Origin of the sequence: Aquabacterium sp., from assembly GCF_029946005.1 — a bacterium.
GTDB lineage: Bacteria > Pseudomonadota > Gammaproteobacteria > Burkholderiales > Burkholderiaceae_C > Aquabacterium.
The window spans coordinates 1-19,827 of sequence record NZ_JAQSDR010000013.1 but is presented as its reverse complement, the minus strand read 5'-3'; the positions used below and the strand labels follow the sequence as shown (position 1 = coordinate 19,827).

The 19,827-nt window shown below is 64.3% G+C and carries 18 protein-coding genes; 11 read left to right on the top strand and 7 right to left on the bottom strand.

Translation table 11 applies throughout. From position 1 onward, the window contains the following. Positions 1-9: 9 nt before the first annotated feature. From PSV38_RS09780 to PSV38_RS09765, 4 genes are all read right to left on the bottom strand, one after another. Entirely contained in the window at positions 10-288 is a 279-nt protein-coding gene (locus tag PSV38_RS09780; RefSeq protein ID WP_300546976.1) for a hypothetical protein, read from the bottom strand. Positions 289-299: 11 nt separating this feature from the next. Further along, positions 300-1,949: a DUF4331 domain-containing protein gene (locus tag PSV38_RS09775; RefSeq protein WP_300546975.1), complete on the bottom strand. Its 1,650-nt coding sequence runs from the start codon at positions 1,947-1,949 to the stop codon at positions 300-302. A gap of 70 nt (positions 1,950-2,019) precedes the next feature. Further along, the gene (locus PSV38_RS09770) at positions 2,020-3,390 is read right to left on the bottom strand and encodes an NAD(P)/FAD-dependent oxidoreductase (protein ID WP_300546973.1); all 1,371 of its coding nucleotides are present in this window, start codon (positions 3,388-3,390) and stop codon (positions 2,020-2,022) included. A gap of 126 nt (positions 3,391-3,516) precedes the next feature. After that, positions 3,517-5,703: a malate synthase G gene (locus tag PSV38_RS09765; protein WP_300546971.1), complete on the bottom strand. Its 2,187-nt coding sequence runs from the start codon at positions 5,701-5,703 to the stop codon at positions 3,517-3,519. A 179-nt stretch (positions 5,704-5,882) separates the two neighbouring features. Between PSV38_RS09765 and PSV38_RS09760 the strand changes: the two genes are divergently transcribed. Next, the gene (locus PSV38_RS09760) at positions 5,883-6,794 is read left to right on the top strand and encodes a LysR family transcriptional regulator (protein WP_300546969.1); all 912 of its coding nucleotides are present in this window, start codon (positions 5,883-5,885) and stop codon (positions 6,792-6,794) included. Positions 6,795-6,841: 47 nt separating this feature from the next. Here the strand turns inward: PSV38_RS09760 and PSV38_RS09755 are convergent, their stop codons facing one another. Continuing rightward, entirely contained in the window at positions 6,842-7,111 is a 270-nt protein-coding gene (locus PSV38_RS09755) for a hypothetical protein (protein WP_300546967.1), read from the bottom strand. Between the two features lie 166 nt (positions 7,112-7,277). Here PSV38_RS09755 and PSV38_RS09750 point away from each other — a divergent pair, with 166 nt between their 5' ends. Beyond that, on the top strand, positions 7,278-8,093 hold the full coding sequence (locus tag PSV38_RS09750) for a PEP-CTERM sorting domain-containing protein (protein ID WP_300546965.1): 816 nt from the start codon (positions 7,278-7,280) through the stop codon (positions 8,091-8,093). Between the two features lie 45 nt (positions 8,094-8,138). Further along, complete coding sequence (locus tag PSV38_RS09745; protein WP_300546963.1) at positions 8,139-8,837, top strand: PEP-CTERM sorting domain-containing protein; 699 nt, start codon at positions 8,139-8,141, stop codon at positions 8,835-8,837. Between the two features lie 31 nt (positions 8,838-8,868). On the opposite strand, the gene PSV38_RS09740 is transcribed toward PSV38_RS09745, so the two are convergent. Beyond that, on the bottom strand, positions 8,869-10,206 hold the full coding sequence (locus PSV38_RS09740; protein ID WP_300546962.1) for a serine/threonine-protein kinase: 1,338 nt from the start codon (positions 10,204-10,206) through the stop codon (positions 8,869-8,871). A 110-nt stretch (positions 10,207-10,316) separates the two neighbouring features. Here PSV38_RS09740 and argS point away from each other — a divergent pair, with 110 nt between their 5' ends. The 8 genes from argS (at position 10,317) to PSV38_RS09700 (ending at position 18,793) form a co-directional block, all read left to right on the top strand. Next, complete coding sequence (argS, locus tag PSV38_RS09735) at positions 10,317-12,053, top strand: arginine--tRNA ligase (protein ID WP_300546960.1); 1,737 nt, start codon at positions 10,317-10,319, stop codon at positions 12,051-12,053. Positions 12,054-12,075: 22 nt separating this feature from the next. Then, a complete protein-coding gene (locus PSV38_RS09730; RefSeq protein WP_300546958.1) occupies positions 12,076-12,729 on the top strand; it encodes an SPOR domain-containing protein in 654 nt (217 codons plus the stop codon). Between the two features lie 46 nt (positions 12,730-12,775). After that, positions 12,776-13,435, top strand: a complete 660-nt coding sequence (locus tag PSV38_RS09725) for a thiol:disulfide interchange protein DsbA/DsbL (protein WP_300546956.1) — start codon at positions 12,776-12,778, stop codon at positions 13,433-13,435. 191 nt (positions 13,436-13,626) lie between these two features. Continuing rightward, a complete protein-coding gene (gene lptA, locus PSV38_RS09720; protein WP_300546954.1) occupies positions 13,627-14,253 on the top strand; it encodes a lipopolysaccharide transport periplasmic protein LptA in 627 nt (208 codons plus the stop codon). Continuing rightward, positions 14,250-15,026, top strand: a complete 777-nt coding sequence (gene lptB / locus PSV38_RS09715; RefSeq protein ID WP_300546952.1) for an LPS export ABC transporter ATP-binding protein — start codon at positions 14,250-14,252, stop codon at positions 15,024-15,026. Before lptA ends, lptB begins: the two co-directional genes overlap by 4 nt. Before the next feature lie 13 nt (positions 15,027-15,039). Next, a complete protein-coding gene (locus PSV38_RS09710) occupies positions 15,040-16,590 on the top strand; it encodes an RNA polymerase factor sigma-54 (RefSeq protein WP_300546950.1) in 1,551 nt (516 codons plus the stop codon). Beyond that, complete coding sequence (locus PSV38_RS09705; RefSeq protein WP_300546948.1) at positions 16,590-17,300, top strand: DUF599 domain-containing protein; 711 nt, start codon at positions 16,590-16,592, stop codon at positions 17,298-17,300. The genes PSV38_RS09710 and PSV38_RS09705 overlap by 1 nt, the downstream gene beginning before the upstream one ends. Positions 17,301-17,515: 215 nt before the next feature. Further along, positions 17,516-18,793 carry a class I SAM-dependent RNA methyltransferase gene (locus tag PSV38_RS09700; protein ID WP_300547020.1) on the top strand — a complete coding sequence of 426 codons (1,278 nt, stop codon included), beginning with the start codon at positions 17,516-17,518 and terminating at the stop codon, positions 18,791-18,793. Here the strand turns inward: PSV38_RS09700 and PSV38_RS09695 are convergent. Then, positions 18,784-19,590 (bottom strand): 16S rRNA (uracil(1498)-N(3))-methyltransferase, encoded by an 807-nt coding sequence (locus tag PSV38_RS09695; protein ID WP_300547019.1) that lies wholly within the window; start codon positions 19,588-19,590, stop codon positions 18,784-18,786. The genes PSV38_RS09700 and PSV38_RS09695 overlap by 10 nt on opposite strands. Positions 19,591-19,827: the final 237 nt, after the last annotated feature.

The following is a 19,827-nucleotide window of genomic DNA, read 5'->3' as shown; positions in this document are numbered from 1 at the left end:
GCCACCGGCTCAGTTCACCACGCTGGGCTCGCCCGTGTCGTCAGACGCGAGCATGTCCGGCACCGCCACCGGTTCCAGCGTGTCTGACGTGGCCATGGGCACGGCCGACAGTTCGCCGACGTAGCTGGTGGCCACCGAGGGTGAGGTGGCCGCAGCGGGCGGCACCTGCGCGGTCACATCGGCGGGGGCCCTGGTGACGGGGCCATCGTCGCCCCCACCGCAGGCCACCAGCAAGGTGGTGGTGACCGCCAGGGCTGCGGCCAGGACCAGTTTGGAAGGGTGTGTCATGGTCATGCTCCTCACAGGTTCTTCGCGCCAGGCAGCGGGGTGTTCAGGTAGGGGAAGGCGCCCTTGAAGTGGGTGGGGTCGGCGCGCACGGCGTCGTTGAAGCCCAGGCCACCCACGGGGGCATCGCTGGGCATGCAGCCTACCTTCAAGGCATCTGCCGAGCCCGTCAGGGTGCACAACGCGCCCATGGCCACGCGCAGGGACACGTCCACCACGTCATCGCCCAGTCGGCGGCCATTCGGGAAGCCTGCGGTGTCGCCACCGGCCACGCCCAAGGGGTTTTGCGCCCCGATCTGCGTCGGTGGCAAGGCGGTGTTCAGGCGCAGCATTTCAGCCAGCGGCCCGGTGCGCGTGGTGTCCACCCCGGTCAGGTCGGTGATGTGGGCTGGGCGGTTCACGGTGGGCAGGCCGGTCAGGAAGGCCGTCATCAAATCCTTGCGCGGGAAGTTGGTGGGCGCCACAGCGGTGGGGAACAGCACCTGGATCAAAGCGGGCAAGGTGGGATGGGTCACGTAGTCCGCGAAGTTGCTGGCATCGTCCTTGGGCTTGGAGGCGTTGAACTTGTCCTTGTCCTTCAAGCCGATCACGACCTCGTTGACCAGCGGCATGCCCAGGCGCGAGACCTGGGTCCAGGCGCCCCCGACTTTCTCGCTGGTTTGCAGGCCCGAGCTGGGCTTGCCATTCAACAGGCGTGCCTGGCGCAGGCTGGCCGTGGTCCAGCCACCGATCACCTTGTCAGCGCCCGAGGCGGTCAGGCAGCTGGCGGGCATTTCCACGGCGAGGGAGGTGACGTTCTTGTCGGACAACTCGCCAAACTCGTTGGCATCATTGCTGCCGTTCAAGGCCTTGGCATTGGCTTCATTGGTGATGACGCTGGCCGGTGCATTGACCAAGTCAAAGATTCGGCCCAGGTTGACCGAGAACGCCTCCTTGCGCTGCCCCACAAACACCCGGCCTGGCGAACTGCAGCCGGGGATGGTGACGTTGTAGATGTATTTGTTGGCGTAGGTGTCGTAGGCGGCGGCGTCGCCCAGGGTCTTCTCGCCGATGTAGTCGATGGGCTTGGTGAAGGTGGTGCCCGATTCGCCCGTGGGGCTGCCACTGGCGATGCTGATCTGATGACGTGTGCCAGTGCGGCGGTCACCCCGCACGATGAACATCTCGTAAGTCTCGGCAAAGCTCAGCGGGTCACCCGCCACGCCAGTGATGCCGCCCGCCTGGCGCAGGGGAATCGAGACGTTCTTCTTGGCGCCGGTCGGGCCGATGGGCAGCGTGATCCCCGCGCCCGAGGCCTTCAAGGTGTTCTTGAAGCGGAACTGGATCGTGACGTCTTCGACCGCGTCGCCGTTGTTGTCAACGTGAATTTCGTACAGGGCATTGGGGTCCAGCGAGAAGTAATTGGGGCCGCCGTAGGCATCCTGCAAAGGCAGGTAGTTGGCGATCAGGGTCACGTTGGCGCTTTTGCCGCCGGAACCGTCGCTGGCCACACCCTCGTAGCTGTTGAACATGTAGAAGTCAGTGGCATCGACTTTGGGTGCGGCGGTGATGAACGGCGCCTCGCGGTGGCTCGAGGCCAGCGCGCTGGTGGCGCACAAAGCCAGGGCGGCACTGGCGATCAGGGATGAACGAAGGGATGGCAGTGCGGGTTTTGAGGGGTGCATGGACGGCTCCTTGGGTGATGGCCTGGATCCATACGCACCGTCGGGCTGACTGGATGCAACTTTCCAAAAATCAAGTTCGGGCGCCGTCGGTCCCTGTGGACTGTGCCGCCTGCACCGGCCAGGGTTGGGCTTGCTCAGCTTCTGCGGTGCGGCGTGCTTCGTCCTCCCGCTGCTCATGGCTGCGCGTGAAGCGCAAGTGCGTGATGTCCGGCGGAAAAAACATTCCCCAGCTCCATTCCAAAAAGATGCGCAGCCGCCGCCCGAACGAGGGCATCTGCGACAGGTAGTAAGCGCGCCACACCAACCAGGCTGGCCAGCCCGTCAGGGCCACACCGCCCATCTCGGCCACCCCTTTGAGTCGCCCGATGGAGGCCATCATCCCGCGTGAGCGGTGGCTGAAGGGCTGCCCCGCCTCGCCACGGCTGTGGGCCATCAGGTTGCGGGCCAGGTGCAAGGCTTGCCGCACGGCGAACTGGGCCGTGGGCGGCGAGGTGCTGCCATCGTGCTGGTTGGGCACCGCCGCGCAGTCGCCCAGGGCCCACATCGCAGGATGGCCCGCCACCGACAGGTCGGGGTTGGTGGTGATGCGGCCCTGCTTCATCGGCAGCCCCAGTTGCCTGGCCAAGGGGTTGGCCTCGGTGCCAATGGTGCAGATCAGGGTGTGGCCCTCCATGAGTTCGCCCGTGCTCAAGGTCACGCCATGGGCCGACATCGACCGGGCCCGAGTCTGCAGCCGCACCGTCACGCCACGTTGGGTCAGTGAGCTCAGGGCCGCCGCGCCAAGCCGGGCCGACAACTCGGGCAGCAGGCGCTCGGTGCTATGCAGTACGGTCACCTTCAATTCGCCCGCTTGCACCAAAGGGTAGTAACGGCGGATGCTGGCCAGGCAGTCCACCAATTCGCCCGCCACTTCAACGCCTGAAAAGCCTCCGCCAATGACGATGAAGTGGCCAAGGTGGCGCCGCAGATCGGCGTCGGTTTCCAGCTCGATGCGGGCCAGGCGGCGCAACACCATGTTGCGGATGTGCATGGCATCGCCCACGGTCTTCAAGGGCAGCGCATGCTCGGCCATGCCGGGCAGCAGATCCAGCCTGGCACGGTTGCCAAAGGCCAGCACCAGGTGGTCGTAGTGCAGCGTGATCTCGCCCGCCAGCGTGCGGCAGACCATGGTTCGGTGGGCCGCGTCCACCGACGTGACCGCCCCCATGATGAAGCGGCTGCCGCCACCGGGACGCAGCATCTCGCGCACGGGCACCACCACCTGTTCCGGGAAAACCGAGGCACCCACGGCCTCGGGCAGCATGGGGTTGAAGGTGGTGTAACTCTCGTCGGACACCAGGGTCAGCTGCAAGCCGCCGGGCCACTGGCGTTCCAGCGCGCGGATGAGGGTGGTGCCGGCAAAGCCCGCACCAATGATGACCACGGAGGCAGCAGGGGGCATGAAGTCGCTCGCATCCAAGAAGGGTGCGGCGGCTGCATGCACGAAGCGTGCGCGGGTAAAAAAAAGCACCCCGGGGTGGGGTGCTTCTCAGGGGGGCAAAACCCGGCTTGCTGCCGGGCAGGCAGATCAGGCCGCGGCCTTGGCCTTCAGGCGCCAGGCGTGCAGCAGCGGCTCGGTGTAGCCGCTGGGCTGTTCCTTGCCCTTGAAGACCAGGTCCAACGAGGCTTGGAACGCGGCGCCGGTGGGATGGTCCACCAGCGACTTGTACAGCGCATCGCCTGCGTTCTGCTGGTCCACCACCGCGGCCATGCGCGTGAAGGTTTCGCGCACTTGCGCCTCGGTCACCACGCCATGCTGCAGCCAGTTGGCGATGTGCTGGCTGGAGATGCGCAGCGTGGCGCGGTCTTCCATCAGGCCGATGTTGTGGATGTCGGGCACCTTCGAGCAACCAACACCTTGGTCGATCCAGCGCACCACATAGCCCAGGATGCCTTGCACATTGTTGTCCAACTCTTGCTGCCGGTCGGCATCCGACCAGTTGGCGGTCTCGACCACGGGGATGGTCAACAGGTTGTTCAGCAGCGCTTCGGCGTCTTCGTTCGACTTCTCGATCTCGACTTGCACGGCGGCCACGTTCACCTGGTGGTAGTGCAGCGCGTGCAGCGTGGCGGCCGTGGGCGAGGGCGTCCAGGCGGTGTTGGCGCCCGCCTTGGGATGACCGATCTTTTGCTTGAGCATCTCGGCCATCAGGTCGGGCATGGCCCACATGCCCTTGCCGATCTGGGCGCGGCCGCGCAGGCCACATTGCAGGCCGATCAGCACATTGCGGCGCTCATAGGCGGCGATCCAGGCGCTGGACTTGATGTCGCCCTTGCGCATCATCGGGCCGGCCAGCATGGCGGTGTGCATCTCGTCGCCGGTGCGGTCCAGGAAGCCGGTGTTGATGAAGGCCACGCGGCTTTGGGCGGCGGCAATGCAGGCCTTCAGGTTGGCGCTGGTGCGGCGCTCTTCGTCCATGATGCCCAGCTTGACGGTGCTGTCGGGCAGGCCCAGCAGTTGCTCGACGCGCGAGAACAGCTCGGCGGCAAAGGCCACTTCAGCCGGGCCGTGCATCTTGGGCTTGACGATGTAGACCGAACCCTGGCGCGAGTTCACGATGCCATTGGCGCCGTGGCGTTGCAGGTCGTGCAGGGCGATGGTGGTGGTCACCACGGCGTCCATGATGCCTTCAGGGATCTCTTGGCCGCCAGCACCCCACAGGATGGCCGGGTTGGTCATCAGGTGGCCCACATTGCGCACGAACATCAACGAGCGGCCGTGCAGCTTGACTTCACCGCCCTTGGGCCCGGTGTAAACGCGGTCGGCGTTGAGCTTGCGCGTGAAAGTCTTGCCGCCCTTGGCGACTTCTTCGCTCAGCGTGCCCAGTTGGATGCCCAGCCAGTTGCTGTAGCCCAGCACTTTGTCTTGCGCATCAACTGCCGCAACCGAATCTTCCAGGTCCAGGATGGTGGACAGGGCAGATTCGAGCACCAGGTCGGACACGCCAGCCGGGTCGGTCTGGCCGATGGGCGTGGTGCGGTTGATGTGCACGTCGATGTGCAGGCCGTTGTTGACCAGCAGGATGCTGGTGGGCGTGGCGGCATCGCCCTGGAAGCCCACGAATTGCGCGGGGTTCTGCAGGCCGACGGCCTTTCCGTTTGTCAGGGCCACGACCAGTTGGCCGCCTTCAACGCGGTAGCCGGTCGAATCCTTGTGCGAGGCGCCTTCCAGCGGGGCAGACTGGTCCAGCACATTGCGGGCGAAGGCGATGACCTTGGTGCCACGCACCGGGTTGTAGCCCTTGCCCTTGTCGGCGCCGTCGGCCTCGGGGATGGCATCGGTGCCATACAGGGCGTCGTACAGGCTGCCCCAACGGGCGTTGGCGGCGTTCAGGGCGTAACGCGCGTTCAGGATGGGCACCACCAGTTGCGGGCCGGCTTGCGTGGCCAGCTCGGCGTCCACGTTGGCGGTGGTCACCTTCACCTCGGCGGGCACGGGCACCAGGTAGCCAATCTTGGCCAGGTGGGCGCGGTAGGCGGGCATGTCCTTGATCGGGCCGGGGTTGGCGGCGTGCCAGGTGTCCATGTCAAGCTGGATGCGGTCACGCTCGGCCAGCAGGGCGGCGTTCTTGGGTGCCAGGTCGCTCACGATCTGGTCGAAGCCTGCCCAGAAGGCGGCACTGGCCACGCCGGTGTTCGGCAGCACCTGGTCTTCGATGAAGCGGAAGAGTTCGGTGGCCACTTGGAGGCCGTGGACGGTGGTGCGTGCGGTCATGGTGAACCTCGTGGGGTAAGGGGAATGGTCAAGGGAGGGATCAGGGGGCGAGCAAGCCTTCGGCCAGGCCCTCTGTTCAATGCAGAAATTTTATTCGATACTTCTTCAGCCATTACCAGCCCGAAAAGTCATGGATTAATGACTTTTTCGCAATAATCCGACCGCCAAGGGTGCCCATCATGGACAAACTCAAGCAGATCGACTCTTTCGTCGCCGTGTCCATCCGGGGTAGCTTGACGGCTGCCGCGCAGGCTGAAGGGGTGGCGCCCGCCGTCATCGGTCGGCGCATCGATGCTTTGGAAGAGCGCCTGGGCGTCAAGCTGTTGGTGCGCACCACCCGCCGCATCAGCCTGACCCGCGAAGGCAGCGCGTTTTTAGAAGACGCCCAACGCCTGCTGGCCGACCTGGCCAACGCCGAAGCCAGCGTCAGCGCGGGGGGTGTCAAGGCCAGCGGGCATCTGAAAATCACCGCCCCGGCCGGCTTCGGGCGGCGCCATGTGGCGCCTTTGGTGCCCCAGTTCGTGGCCCTGCACCCTGAAGTTTCCATGACCCTGAACCTGTCCGACCGCCTGGTCGACCTGGTCAACGAAGGCTTCGACTGCGCCGTCCGCGTGGGCGACATGCCCGACTCCAGCCTGGTCAGCGTGCGCCTGGCCGACAACCGCCGCCTGTGCGTGGCCAGCCCCGACTACCTGCGGCGGCACGGCACGCCCACCCATCCCACCGACATCACGCGCCACGAATGCCTGACGCTCAGCTCAGAGGCGAGCCAGACGCGCGGCTGGGCCTTCATGGTGGAGGGGCAACTGATGCATGTGCGGCCACCGTCCAAGCTCGATTGCTCGGATGGCCAGGTGCTGCACGCCTGGTGCCTGGAAGGCCTGGGCCTGGCCTGGCGCTCCTTGTGGGAGGTCGAGGCCGATCTTCGGTCAGGGCGCTTGCTCAGTGTGCTGGACCCTTTCGCCGCGCCACCCAATGGCATCTATGCCGTGTTCACACAGCGCAAGCACCTGCCACTGCGCCTGCGCCTGTGGATCGACTTCATCAAAGAAGCTTATGGGGACCCTGCCTACTGGCATCCCCACGGTTGAGTCATGCTGCGCTGCGCTGCGCCGGGCAGCGCAGGCCTTGACTTGGTTCACTGGGGGGCCGAAGCCGCGTCCTTTTCGCACTTCTTGATGGAGCTGTTCTTGGCGGCGCCAGCCAGGGCCTTGCCGTTCTTGTCGACCGCCTTGAGGGCGCAGGCAGAAGCGCCGCTGGTCTTTTCGCACTTCTTGATGAAGCTGGACTTGGCGGCGCCGGCCAGGGGCTTGCCGTTCTTGTCGATGGCCTTGGCCTCGCAGGCTTCACCAGCATGGGCCAGGCCAGTCATGGACACGAGGGCGAGGGCGGCGAGGATCATGCGCATGGAAAGCTCCGGCAGTGAATGGGGGAAGAGGTCTGCACAGTCTACGGCGGCTTGCCCCAGGCCCCTACGGCTAGGGATGGGAAATTTTCAAGGCAACCCGTACTGTGGCCGGTCCGTTGACGTTTGCCCCATTGATTCACCCATCTCTGACCCACGGGAGTTCACCATGACACCAGCATTTGCCCTTCGATCCCTGGCTTTGGCCGTGTTGGGCGCCAGCGCCGCGGCCCAGGCCGTGCCCACGCACCTGTCCACGGGACAAGTGGGCATCGACTTTGATCCAGACACTTTTGTGTTCTCGCACGACGTGTCCTCCTTTGGCAGTGTCACGCCCGAAGACATCCCCTCCTCGCTGGTGACGGTGACGGCCGTGGGCAATGGCATTGAGCTCAATTTCAACGACTACCTGTCCTTGTACGCCACCAGTTACACCAACTTCTCGCCCGAATACCTGGGGGGCAGTTTCAACGCCGCTTTCAATTTCACGCCGCTGGCGGGCTATGCAATCACGGGCTACACCATCACGTACGCCGGCACCTACAACGTCGAGACCCCTGGCTCCGTGGCGGTGTCGGGGCCTGGTGGTGCGTTCAGCGACCATGTCGGTGGGGGCAACTTCAGTGTCACGGGCAGTGTGACGGGGGCCGCTACCCCTAGCTTGACGGGGGGGCTCAGTGCGTCGGGTGAGATCTCCTACGTGGAGGTTTTTGACCGCTATGAGGAGGTTTTCTCTCACTACGAGACGGTGCTCGACTACTGCGAAGTGGACGACCCCGTCCTCTGTTACTACACCGAGGTGCCGGTCTACAACAACGTGGCGGTCTACCGCTACGAGACGGACTTGGGTGAGGCCTCCATCAATTTGCAGCGCATCACCTTGCAGGCCAATGTGGTGGCCGTGCCCGAGCCCGAAGGCCTGGCCTTGCTGGCCATGGGGGTGCCCATGGCCGCCTGGCTGGCACGGCGCCGTCGTCGCGCTTGAGCAGCTCTCGTCGGCCATTCATTCATTGACCCGAGGAGCCATGCCATGACACCAGCCTTTGCTCTGCGATCCTTGGCCCTGGTCTGGCTGGGTGCCAGCGCTGCGGCCCAGGCCGCGCCCACACACCTGACCGCGGGGCAGGTCGACATCGATTTCGACACCGATTCTTTCACCTGGGAGCGTTCTGTCCAGGCCTCTGGCGGCGTCGTCTACGAGGCCCTCCCTTTGTCATCATTCACGCTCACGCCCGTGGCCAATGGCTTCGAGGTGAATTTCAACGACCTGATGGCCGTGCAGGCCAGCAGTCATGTCAACGCTTCACCCGTCACCCTGACGGGCGCCTTCAGTTCCGTCTTCAATTTCACCCCCGCCGCTGGGCATGTCATCACCGGCTACACGGTGACCTACTCAGGCATGTACAGCATTGACGACCCAGGCTTTGTCTCCCTCAGGGGCCCCGGCTATGGCTTCAATGGGTATGCGCTCAGCGGCCCCATCGACTACGTCGGCTCCGAGGCTGCCAGCGGGGCATTCCGCCTGGACCTGAGCATCAGCGCCTTTGCCGATGTCGTCACCAGGCCCGTGTTCGATGGCCATGAAACCGACCTGGGCGAGGCGTCCATCAACGTGCGGACGGTGATGGTGCAGGCCAATGTGGCCGTGGTGCCCGAGCCTTCGGGGCAGAGGCTGTGGTTGGCGGGCCTGTCCCTGGTCGGTTGGCGGATGTGGCGCCGCCGGGGCTGACATCGCGGCCGTGGGCCCGGTGCCGGGGGGGCTACAAAATCCGCCGCGGATGCGCCAACGCCTCGTGCGCGGCATGCAAACGACGAACCAGCACCCGGATGAAGGCCTCGTCGAACAAGTGCCGCCCATTGGGGCTCAACTGCTGCATGCTCTCTGGCGTGAACGAGATCGTGGTCACCGCCTCGGTCACCACCACGTCGGTGCTGTGGCGGCGCAACTCGGGGCTGGGCGCCAGGTAGGCCATCTCGCCCACCGAGGTGCCTGCGCCCAGCAGGGCCACGCGCTTGCCGTCTCGGTACACCTCCACGCTGCCTTGCGCAATGATGTGGAAGCTGCGCCCCTCCTCGCCGCGCCGGTACAGCGCATGCCCGAAGGGAAACCGCTGCCACTTGGCCCGGTGCACCACTTCCCACAGTTCCACGTCGCCAAAGCTACTGAAGAAATCCAATGCCCGCAGCAGGTTGAAGCGTTCTGAATCCAGCACGCCCTGCAGTTGGCCGCGCGGCACCTTGTGGTCCGAGATCAGGCCCGACAGCGCCTGCGCAAACGCGTCCCAATTGGGGTAGCGATCGTCCACGTTCTTGGCCAGCGCCTTCAGGATCACCGTGCTGACCGACTCGTTCACGCCCGAGCGCATGCCCGACAAAGAGGCGGGCTCCTGGTTGTAAATTTGGTTCATCAGCACCGCTTGAGACGGTGCTTCAAACGGCGGCTTGCCGGCCACCAGGTGGTAGAGCACCGCGCCCAGTGAGTAAATGTCCGCCCGGCAATCCAGGGTGTGGCCATCCAACTGCTCGGGGGCCATGTAGGCCAGCGAGCCCACCTGGTGCACCTGCGTGGCATCGGCGGCCATGTTCAGCACGCTGCCAAAGTCAGTCACCTTCACGTCGGTGATCACGCCTGTGGCGTTGGTGATGGCCATGATGTTGGCCGGCTTCACGTCACGGTGGATCAGGCCCTGGCGGTACACATAGCCCAGCGCCATCGCGCACTTGAAGCCGATTTCAATGATCAGCTCCAGCGGCAGCAATTGGTCGGGTCGGCAATAGGCGCGCAAGGTGTTGCCCGGTACGAACTCCATCACCAGGTAAGGCGCCACCGGATCGGGCACCGCGTCCAGGATCTGCACCACGTTCGGGTGCAGCAAGCGGCCCACCAGCGCCGCCTCGGCCGCGAAGAAGCGGGCAAACACCGGCCCATCCACCGCGTCGATCAGGGCGGCGGCCCGCACCCGCTTGACCGCCACATCGCGGTTGTTGAAGTCATCCCGGCACAGGAAGACTTCGCTGGTGGCGCCCTCGCCCAGCTTTTTGAGGACCCGGTATTTGCCAATCATGCCGGTGTCCAGGTCGATATCGATGCCTGTCATGTCCCCATCTTTCCATGCCCGGGCTTTTGGCGCGCACTGAAAAGCCCCGCCCCAAGTGTGCATTTCTGCTCACTGTGCGTCCACTTGTGCCGCCCCGTAGAATCCCGCCCATGATTCAAGCCAAGCGTGCCCTCCTTTCCGCATTGGACGATGCCCTGCGCGTTGCCCTTCCCGACAGCAGTTACATCCCCGTCTTCGAGGCCCCCAAGCAAGCCTCCCATGGTGATCTGGCCTGCACGGCCGCCATGCAACTGGCCAAGCCCCTCAAGAAGAACCCGCGCGAGTTGGCCCAGGCCCTGGTCGATGCCCTGCAGCAACAGCCAGCCGTCCAGCAATGGGTGGCCAGCATGGAGATCGCCGGCCCCGGGTTCATCAACCTGCGCCTCAAGCCCGAGGCCAAGCAGGCCGTGGTGGGCGAGGTGCTGGCCGAAGGCAAGCGCTTTGGTTGTTTGCCTGAGTGCGACCGCAAGGTGTTGGTCGAGTTCGTCTCCGCCAACCCCACCGGGCCGTTGCATGTGGGCCATGGCCGCCAGGGCGCACTGGGCGATGCCCTGTGCAACCTGTTTGAAACCCAAGGCCTGTCTGTCACCCGCGAGTTCTATTACAACGACGCCGGTGTGCAGATCGCCACACTCACCCACAGCACGCAGTTGCGCATCCAGGGCTTCAAGCCCGGCGACGACTGCTGGCCGACGGATCCTGAGAATCCCGAGAGCAAGAAGTTCTACAACGGCGAGTACATCGCCGACATCGCCGCCGACTTCCTGGCCAAGAAAACCGTCAAGGCCGACGACCGCGAATTCACCGCCAGCGGCGACGTCGATGATGCTGAAGGCATCCGCCAGTTCGCCGTCGCCTACCTGCGCCACGAACAAGACCTGGACCTGCAGGCCTTCGGCGTTCGCTTCGACAACTACTACCTCGAGTCCAGCCTCTACACCAGCGGCCGCGTCGAGCAAACGGTCAAAAAGCTGGTCGATGCCGGCAAAACGTTTGAAGAGGGCGGCGCCCTGTGGCTGCGCTCCACCGACTACGGTGACGACAAAGACCGCGTCATGAAGAAGTCGGGCACCGTGGGCGCCGACGGGCGCCAGTCCGATGGCGGCTACACCTACTTCGTGCCCGACGTGGCCTACCACATCGCCAAGTGGGAGCGCGGCTTCCAGCAGGTCGTCAACATCCAGGGCTCCGACCACCACGGCACCATCGCCCGCGTGCGCGCTGGCCTGCAGGCCGCTGGCGTCGGCATCCCGCAAGGCTGGCCAGACTACGTCCTGCACAAAATGGTCACCGTGATGAAGAACGGCGAGGAGGTCAAAATCTCCAAGCGTGCCGGCAGCTATGTCACCCTGCGCGACCTGATCGAATGGACCAGCAAGGACGCCGTGCGCTTCTTCCTGATCAGCCGCAAGGCCGACACCGAGTTCACCTTCGACGTCGACCTGGCCCTCAAGACCAACGACGAAAACCCCGTGTTCTACGTCCAGTACGCCCATGCCCGCATGAGCAAGGTGTTGCGCGACTGGGCTGAAAAGGGCGGCGACCTGTCCGCTTTGCCAAAGGCCGACTTCAGCCTGCTCAAGGCCGACACCGAGCTGACATTGATGACCCGGCTGGCCGAATACCCCGGCATGCTGACCTTGGCCGCCCAAGGCCTGGCGCCGCACGATGTGGCGTTTTACCTGCGCGATCTGGCGGGTGCATTCCACAGCTACTATGCGGCGGAACGTTTCCTGATCGACGAGGTCGAACTCAGCCGAGCCCGCATGGCCCTGCTGTCGGCCACCGCCCAGGTATTGCGCAATGGTCTGGCCCTGCTCGGGGTCAGTGCTCCTGAAAAGATGTAACTCCTGCCAAGGACTAATGCACATGAAATCGCAGCGCGGAGGCTTCTTCCTCGGCATGATCGTCGGCCTGTTGATCGGGCTGGCCATGTCCTTGGGTGTGGCGGTCTACATCACCAAAGTGCCCTTGCCCTTCATCGACAAGGTGCCGCAGCGCACAGCCGAGCAAGACGCGGCCGAGGCCGAGCACAACAAGAACTGGGATCCCAACAGCGGCTTGTACGGCAAAAACCCCGCCAAGCCCCATGCGGTGCCGCAGCCGGTGGTGGACGAGGCCGCCTCGGCGCCCGCCGCCCCCGCCTCTGGCAGCAACCCGGTCACCACCGACCCGGCCGCTCCCGCCTCGTCCAAGCCTGCGGCGCCGGCCAAAGCCGCCTCCAGTGCGCGCAACCCGGCGGCCATTCTTTCTGGTGAGCCCCTGTCCACCGCTTCGGCCCCTGACTCGTTGAGTTACTACGTGCAAGCCGGTGCCTACGCCAACCAGACCGAAGCCGAGCAGCAAAGAGGCAAGCTGGCTTTGATGGATCTGGAGGCCCGCATCGTTGAGCGCGAAGTCAGTGGTCGCATCATGTACCGCGTCCGCATCGGCCCTTTTGGCCAGCGTGATTTGGCCGAAGACGTTCGCGTCAAACTGTCGACCAACGGGGTGGATTCGGCCCTGGTGCGTGTGCAGAAATGACCGAGTCACTGAAGAACAACGACAGGCATCCTCGAAAGGAAGTTTCATGAATCGCCGCGATTTTTCATCCCAGGCTCTGGGCGTTGCTGGTTTGACTTTGGCCCCCGGCATCTGGTCCAGCGCCCAGGCGCAAGGCGCTGCGCCGACTGAAGGCACCAACTACATCAAGTTGTCCCAGAACGCCCCCGTGTCGGCCCCCGCTGGCAAGGTCGAGGTCGTCGAGTTCTTTTGGTACGGCTGCTCTCATTGCCACCATTTCGAGCCCAGCCTGGCCGCATGGGTCGCCAAACTGCCTGCCGATGTGGCTTTTCGCCGCCTGCCGGTGGTGTTCCGCGAAGTCCCCTTCGTGGCGCACCAGCAGCTTTATTTCGCTATCGAGGCCCTGGGCCTGGTCCCCGTCCTGCACGCCAAGGTCTTCCACGCCCTCCACGTCGAGCAACAAAAACTGGACAGCCCGGAATCCATCGCGGCGTTCGTCACCAAAAATGGGGTTGACCCCGTCAAATTCCTGGCGATGTACAACTCGTTCGCGGTTCAGACCAAGGGTCGCCAGGCGCGTGGCCTGATGGAAGCGTACAAACTGGATGGGGTGCCCACGCTGGGCATCGCTGGCCAATACACGACCTCTGTGTCGCTCAACGCCACACCTGAAAAAACCTTGGCGGTGGCCGATTTCCTGATCGCCAAAGCCCGCAAAACCAAGTAAGTACTTGCTCCGATGGTCGCCACCCGCACAAAACCGGGTGGCACGGTGCGGAAATCACGTCATTCTTTGACCGAAGCGTGGGCTTCGCAGCTAGAATGAATGCAATTTCCATGCCGAATATGTCATCGTTTACCGCAGTGCCCCTTCCTGTCTTGCACCGTCTGGCTCACACGGCCAGGCGAGTTGCGCTCGTGGGCGCTGCGCTCCTGTTGGGCATGATGGTGTTGGGATCCCCGGCCCAGGCTGAAAAAGCCGACCGTGACCAGCCCTTGAACTTCTCGGCCGACAGTGCCCGGGTGGACGACACCCAGCGCATCAACATCCTCACTGGCAATGTCGAGATCACCAAGGGCACGATGGTGTTTCGCGCGGCCCGAGTTGAAGTCAGGCAAAACGCCGATGGCACTCAAACCGCCAACGCCCGGGGGGGCGGCGCCAATGGGCGGGCCTACTTCCGTCAAAAACGCGAAGGCCTTGACGAGTTCATCGAAGGCGAAGGCGATCGCATTGAGTACGACGGCGCGGCCGACACCGTGCGTTTCACCGGCCGCGCCATCATGCGGCGCTTGCGGGGCACCACCCTGGCTGACGAGGTCGTGGGCCAAACCATCGTGTACGACAACCGCACCGAGGTGTTCCAGGTGGTGGGTGGCTCGGGCTCGGCCATGTCCAGTGGACGCGTGCGTGGGGTGATTGCGCCTCGCCCGGCAACCTCTACCCCTGCCAAGTCCCGGCCAGACACTGGTCGTGACAAAGGTGCCTCCCTGTCTCCCAGCTCGTCCTTGTCCCAACCCGAGCTGGAAAGTGCCCGCCGATGAGCGCCGAATTCCAGCCGACTTTGGTGGACACCACCAGCCGACTGCGGGCCGAGGGGCTCAAAAAGCGCTACGGCGCCCGCACGGTGGTTCACGATGTTCACGTGGCGGTCGAAGCGGGTGAGGTCGTTGGCCTGCTGGGTCCCAATGGCGCTGGCAAAACCACCAGTTTTTACATGATCGTGGGCTTGGTGCGCGCCGATGCCGGTGTGATCGAGATCGACGGCCAGCGCGTTGAGCGCCTGCCCATCCACGAGCGTTCCCGTCGGGGCCTGAGCTACCTGCCCCAAGAGGCTTCCATCTTCCGCAAGCTCAACGTCGAGGACAACATCCGCGCGGTGCTCGAGTTGCAACGCGATGCGCGCGGCAAGGCCCTCAGTGGCCAGGAAATCGACGAGCGCCTGAACACCCTCTTGCGCGATCTCAGCATCGAGCGCCTGCGCAGCAACCCGGCCTTGTCTCTGTCGGGTGGCGAACGCCGCCGCGTCGAGATCGCCCGGGCCCTGGCCACGCAACCGCGCTTCATCCTGCTGGACGAGCCTTTCGCGGGCGTTGACCCCATCGCCGTGATCGAGATCCAGCGCATCATCAGTTTCCTCAAGGGGCGCGGCATCGGCGTGCTCATCACCGACCACAACGTGCGTGAAACCTTGGGCATCTGCGACCGCGCCTACATCATCAGCGAAGGCCGCGTGCTGGCCGAAGGTCGCCCCGCTGAGATCATCAACAACGCCGAGGTGCGCAAGGTCTACCTCGGCGAGCATTTCCGCATGTGAGCGCTGAGCCGTCATGAAGCCCTCTCTGCAGTTTCGCCTTTCCCAGCACCTGGCGCTCACGCCCCAGTTGCAGCAGTCCATCCGCCTGCTGCAGCTGTCCACCCTGGAGCTGCACCAAGAAATCGAGCAGATGCTGGAACAGAACCCCTTCCTGGAGCCCGAAGAAGAGTTGCCCGCGCTAGACGTGGCGGCTGGCCTTGAATACGAACGTCAGCGCAACGACAGCAACGCCTCTGACAACGAGGCCGCTCACAAAGACGGCCCTGAGTCCTCCGAGCCCGACGCCGCCGTCGGCCTGGACACCGCCGAGCTCGGCACCACCGAGCGCGACGACTGGGAAAACGGCACCGAGCGCGAAGACTTCGATGGCATCCGCGAAATGCCCAGTAACACCAGCGGCAACAACGACGGCGACGACTTCGACCCGCTTGAGCGCAACAGCATCGCCATCAGCCTGCAGGAACACCTGCGCCAGCAACTGCGCGGCACCCGCCTGAACGCCGCCGACATGGCCGCCGTCGAGATGCTGATCGAGTCCCTGAATGATGATGGCTACCTGGCCGACTCCCTCGAAGACATCGCCGCCTCTTTGCTTGATGAAGACGCTGATGAAGACGACCGAGATGAGGTCATGTCTCGCTTGCGTTGCGGCCTGAGCTGGTTGCAGAACCTCGATCCCATCGGGGTGGGCGCGGCCAATCTGTCGGAATGCCTGGTGCTGCAGCTGCGCGTGCTGCCAGCTTGCGAAGTGCAGGCCACCGCCATCACCATCTGCAAAAGCCACCTCGACCTGCTGGCCCGCCGCGACACCAAGAAGCTGATGAGCGCCACTGGCGCCGATGAGGTCCTGCTCAAAGCAGCGCAGACCCTGATCGTCAGCCTCGAGCCCAAACCTGGCCGCCCCTTCACGCGGGCCGAGGCCAACATCATCGTCCCCGACGTGATCGTGCAGAAGTCCGGCCGCAACTGGAAGGTCATCCTCAACCAAGATGTCATGCCCAAGCTGCGCATCAACGACCTCTATGCGCAAGCCCTGCGCCAGAGCCGTTCGCCGCGCGGCACCACCGCCTCCGAAGGCCACGTGGCCATGAGTTCACGACTGCAAGAAGCCCGCTGGTTCGTCAAGAACATCCAGCAGCGCTTTGATACCATCCTGCGCGTCTCTCAGGCCATCGTCGACCGGCAAAAGAATTTCTTCACCCATGGCGAAATCGCCATGAAGCCCCTGGTGCTGCGCGAGATCGCCGACGAACTCGGCCTGCACGAGTCCACCATCTCCCGCGTCACCACCGCCAAGTACATGTCGACCCCGTTCGGCACCTTCGAGCTGAAGTATTTCTTCGGCTCCTCGCTCAACACCGAGGCAGGTGGCAACGCCTCCAGCACGGCAGTGCGCGCGCTGATCAAGCAACTGGTCATCGCCGAAGACCCCAAGAAGCCGCTGTCCGACAGTCAGCTCAGCAGCATGCTCGAAGAGCAGGGCATCCAGGTCGCGCGCCGCACCGTGGCCAAGTACCGCGAAGCCCTCAAGATCGCCCCGGCGAATCTGCGCAAGGCGCTGTGATGTCACCGCGTCTTGACGCCTTGCTGTCCACCTTGCCTCTGGCAGATTGGGCTGCGGCGGCACTCTTCCTGTTTGGCTGGATTGCTTATGCGCTCTTTGCCAAGTGGCGCGCCAAATCCGAACACACCTTGCTGGCCAGCACCAACCACTACCGCAATCTGTGGATGCACCAGGTCACCTACCGCGACCAGCGCATCGTCGATGCGGCCGTCGTGCAAAACCTCTCCACCAGCCCCTCCTTCTGGGCCTCCACCACGATCCTGGTGCTGGGCGGCTTGCTGGCCGTGCTCGGCACCAGCGAGAAAGCCAGCGACCTCGTCAAGGACCTGCCCTTCGCGGCCCGCACCACCATGCTGATCTTCGACCTGAAGATCCTGTCCCTGCTGGCCGTGTTCGTCTACGCCTTCTTCCGCTTCACCTGGTCGATGCGCGTCTATTCCTTCGGCGCCATCCTGGTCGGCGCCGCACCCAACGTCGAGCACTTCGACTCCGGTGCCGCCAACCGCCAAGAGTTTGCCGACCGCGCTGGCCGCCTCATGGGCATGGCCGCCGAAAGCTTCGCCGACGGCCTGCGCGCCTATTACATGGCCTTCGCCGTCATCGGATGGTTCGTTTCTCCCGCTGCATTTGCCGTGGGTACCTTGGCCGTGCTGTGGGTGCTGTATCAGCGAGAATTCCGCTCCGACGTCCTGGCCGTTCTCCGCAGCTGAGCTGCCTGCCCTTTTTAGTCTGCACCGTGACGACTCCCAAGCCTCCTCCGCGCCGCATCCCCGCCCCTGACCGCGCCCAAACGGGGCCGCGCGGCCCTGCTTTTCCGGCGTCTGGCCCGCGCGGCAATGCACCCGCCTCACGCGGATTTGCGCCCCACGTGCCTGCCAAAAAGTTCATCCCGCCTGTGAGCCCGGCCCGCGTGCAAGCACTGTTCATGCCTTGCGCCACCGGCGTCGAAGTCTTGCTTGCCGAGGAAGCCAAGCGCATCCTTGGCGCGGGCGCGAAAGTCCAGTCCGTGCGCGGGGGCGTCGAAGTCCAGGCCGACGGCCCCGCCCAGCTCATCGACTGCGTCTTCAAGCTCAACCTCGAAAGCCGTCTGGCCCAGCGCGTCCTGTGGCGCGTGGCGGTCGATTTCTACCGCCACGAAGACGACCTCTACGGCATGGCGCGCCAGATCGACTGGACCGACTGGATCACCCCGCAGCACACCCTGCGCGTGGACGTCACCGCCCGCAATAGCCCGCTGCGCACCCTCAACTTCCCCGGCCTGCGCATCAAGGACGCCGTCTGCGACGTCATGCGCGACGCCACCGGCGAACGTCCCAGCGTCGACACCTGGAGCCCCGACCTCGGCCTGGTCCTGCACCTCGACGAAATCCAGGCCTTCCTCTACATAGACACCTCCGGCGAAGCGCTCTTCAAACGCGGTTGGCGAGAAGACGTCGGCGAAGCCCCTTTGAAAGAAACCCTGGCCGCCGCGATGTTGGCCGCCGCCGACTGGCAAGGCCGTCCGGAAGACGGTGCCCTGCTCGACCCCTGCTGCGGCGCCGGCACCATCCCCATCGAAGCCGCCCAGATCGCCTGCGACATCGCGCCCGGTTTGCTGCGCCACTTCGCCTTCGAGAACCTGCTGCCCTTCGCGGCCTACGAATCGAACTGGAACGACATCCGCCAAGCCGCGCAAGCCCGCCGTCGCCCGCCCCAGGTGGCCATCTACGCTGGCGACGTCTCCTTCCGCATGACCGACTTCGCCACGCGCAACGCCGAGCGCGCGGGCGTCTTGCACGCCATCGAGTTCAAAACCGGCGATGCTCTCCAGCGTCCCGCGCCCGTCGAGTCCGGCCTGCTCATGTTCAACCCCCCCTACGGGGAGCGCATCGACCCCAAAGGCACGGGTCAAGGCGGCCGCCGCTTGCATGAGCAAGAAGAGCCTGCCGCGCCCCGCTCCGGCCGTGAACAATTCGACGCCTCCGAAGCCGACGACTTCTTCCAGCGTCTGGCCGCTCACTGGAAGCGCCAGTACACCGGCTGGACCGCCTGGATCCTCAGCCCCGACATGAAGCTACCCAGTGCCATGCGTTTCAAGGAGAGCCGCCGCGTCGTCCTGTTCAACGGCCCCATCGAGTGCCGACTGTTCAAGTTCGACCTGATCGCTGGCTCCAACAAGGCCAAAGAGTCCAAGCCGGACTCCGAGTCGCCCGCTCAGCCCTGAGTAGGGCGCTGACGAGTAGCCATGATGCTCATCACGGTCAGCGGTGCCGTGTCAGCGCGCAGCACCCGAGCGCCAAGACTGACTGGCGTCCAGCCATGCTGACGCGCCAAGTCTTCCTCGGTTTCGCTCAAGCCGCCCTCGGGCCCGCTCAAGAACGTCCAGGCCTCTTTTAAAGTTGAAGCGCCCTGGGCGGCATCCTGTGGCCCCTGACCCTGCAGCCAGTCGCCCACCCACTCGGCGCCACGCAGGCTCAACACCCCGCGCCTGGCATTCGCCACGACTGCAGTTGAATCCTTCAATGCCGCTTGTTGCAACAGCCAGGCCTTCAGGCTCATGACTGGCCGCACCTCCGGCACCCTGGTCCTGCCCGATTGCTCGCAGGCCGCAATGGCCACGCCTTGCCAGTGCGCCACCTTCTTAATGGCGCGCTCCCCATCCAGCCGCAGCACCGAGCGCTCACAGATCAGAGGCTGAATCGCAAAGACGCCCAACTCCGTGGTTTTCTCCACCACGGTGTCCATGCGCTCATTGGTGGGCATGCCCAGCGCCAGCGTCACATCAAGGTTCAGCTCACGGTGATCCGCGGGTGAAAACACACCCACCATCACCCGAACCTCGCGCCTGCCCATGGCGGTCACCTCGGCGGCCCACTCGCCCCCTGACCCATCAAACAAGCACACTGGATCACCCGGCTGCAGCCGCAAAACCTGCACATGCCGCGCAGCGCCCTCAGGCAGCGCCACATCCGCGCGCTCTAACAAGAAGCCCAACCCTGGGCCGACATACAAACGGGGCAGCACAAGCGTCCTTTCAAAGTGAGCCTCTAGTGTGCCTCCACCATCTTTTTAAAAACTTTTGCAAAAGGCTTGCGCACTTCTTCAAAACCATGACATAATTGCATTCTTCGCTGGTGACGCAAAGCAAACAAGCAAAGCGGTTACCGGGGTTCAGGCAAGAAGCTAAAACCTCAAGCGATCAAGCTCTTTAAAAATTAACAGCCGATAAGTGTGGGTGTTTGGATGAGAGAAGCCAAA

Excerpts from the sequence above, each read along its gene's own strand:
- PSV38_RS09700 (WP_300547020.1), top strand. The coding sequence starts at position 17,516 with ATGCCTTGCGCCACCGGCGTCGAAGTCTTGCTTGCCGAGGAAGCCAAG.
- argS (WP_300546960.1), top strand. The coding sequence starts at position 10,317 with ATGATTCAAGCCAAGCGTGCCCTCCTTTCCGCATTGGACGATGCCCTG.
- PSV38_RS09705 (WP_300546948.1), top strand. The coding sequence starts at position 16,590 with ATGTCACCGCGTCTTGACGCCTTGCTGTCCACCTTGCCTCTGGCAGAT.
- PSV38_RS09730 (WP_300546958.1), top strand. The coding sequence starts at position 12,076 with ATGAAATCGCAGCGCGGAGGCTTCTTCCTCGGCATGATCGTCGGCCTG.
- PSV38_RS09710 (WP_300546950.1), top strand. The coding sequence starts at position 15,040 with ATGAAGCCCTCTCTGCAGTTTCGCCTTTCCCAGCACCTGGCGCTCACG.
- PSV38_RS09740 (WP_300546962.1), bottom strand. The coding sequence starts at position 10,206 with ATGACAGGCATCGATATCGACCTGGACACCGGCATGATTGGCAAATAC.
- PSV38_RS09780 (WP_300546976.1), bottom strand. The coding sequence starts at position 288 with ATGACACACCCTTCCAAACTGGTCCTGGCCGCAGCCCTGGCGGTCACC.
- lptB (WP_300546952.1), top strand. The coding sequence starts at position 14,250 with ATGAGCGCCGAATTCCAGCCGACTTTGGTGGACACCACCAGCCGACTG.
- PSV38_RS09765 (WP_300546971.1), bottom strand. The coding sequence starts at position 5,703 with ATGACCGCACGCACCACCGTCCACGGCCTCCAAGTGGCCACCGAACTC.
- PSV38_RS09725 (WP_300546956.1), top strand. The coding sequence starts at position 12,776 with ATGAATCGCCGCGATTTTTCATCCCAGGCTCTGGGCGTTGCTGGTTTG.
- PSV38_RS09755 (WP_300546967.1), bottom strand. The coding sequence starts at position 7,111 with ATGCGCATGATCCTCGCCGCCCTCGCCCTCGTGTCCATGACTGGCCTG.
- PSV38_RS09750 (WP_300546965.1), top strand. The coding sequence starts at position 7,278 with ATGACACCAGCATTTGCCCTTCGATCCCTGGCTTTGGCCGTGTTGGGC.
- PSV38_RS09775 (WP_300546975.1), bottom strand. The coding sequence starts at position 1,949 with ATGCACCCCTCAAAACCCGCACTGCCATCCCTTCGTTCATCCCTGATC.
- PSV38_RS09760 (WP_300546969.1), top strand. The coding sequence starts at position 5,883 with ATGGACAAACTCAAGCAGATCGACTCTTTCGTCGCCGTGTCCATCCGG.
- PSV38_RS09745 (WP_300546963.1), top strand. The coding sequence starts at position 8,139 with ATGACACCAGCCTTTGCTCTGCGATCCTTGGCCCTGGTCTGGCTGGGT.
- PSV38_RS09770 (WP_300546973.1), bottom strand. The coding sequence starts at position 3,390 with ATGCCCCCTGCTGCCTCCGTGGTCATCATTGGTGCGGGCTTTGCCGGC.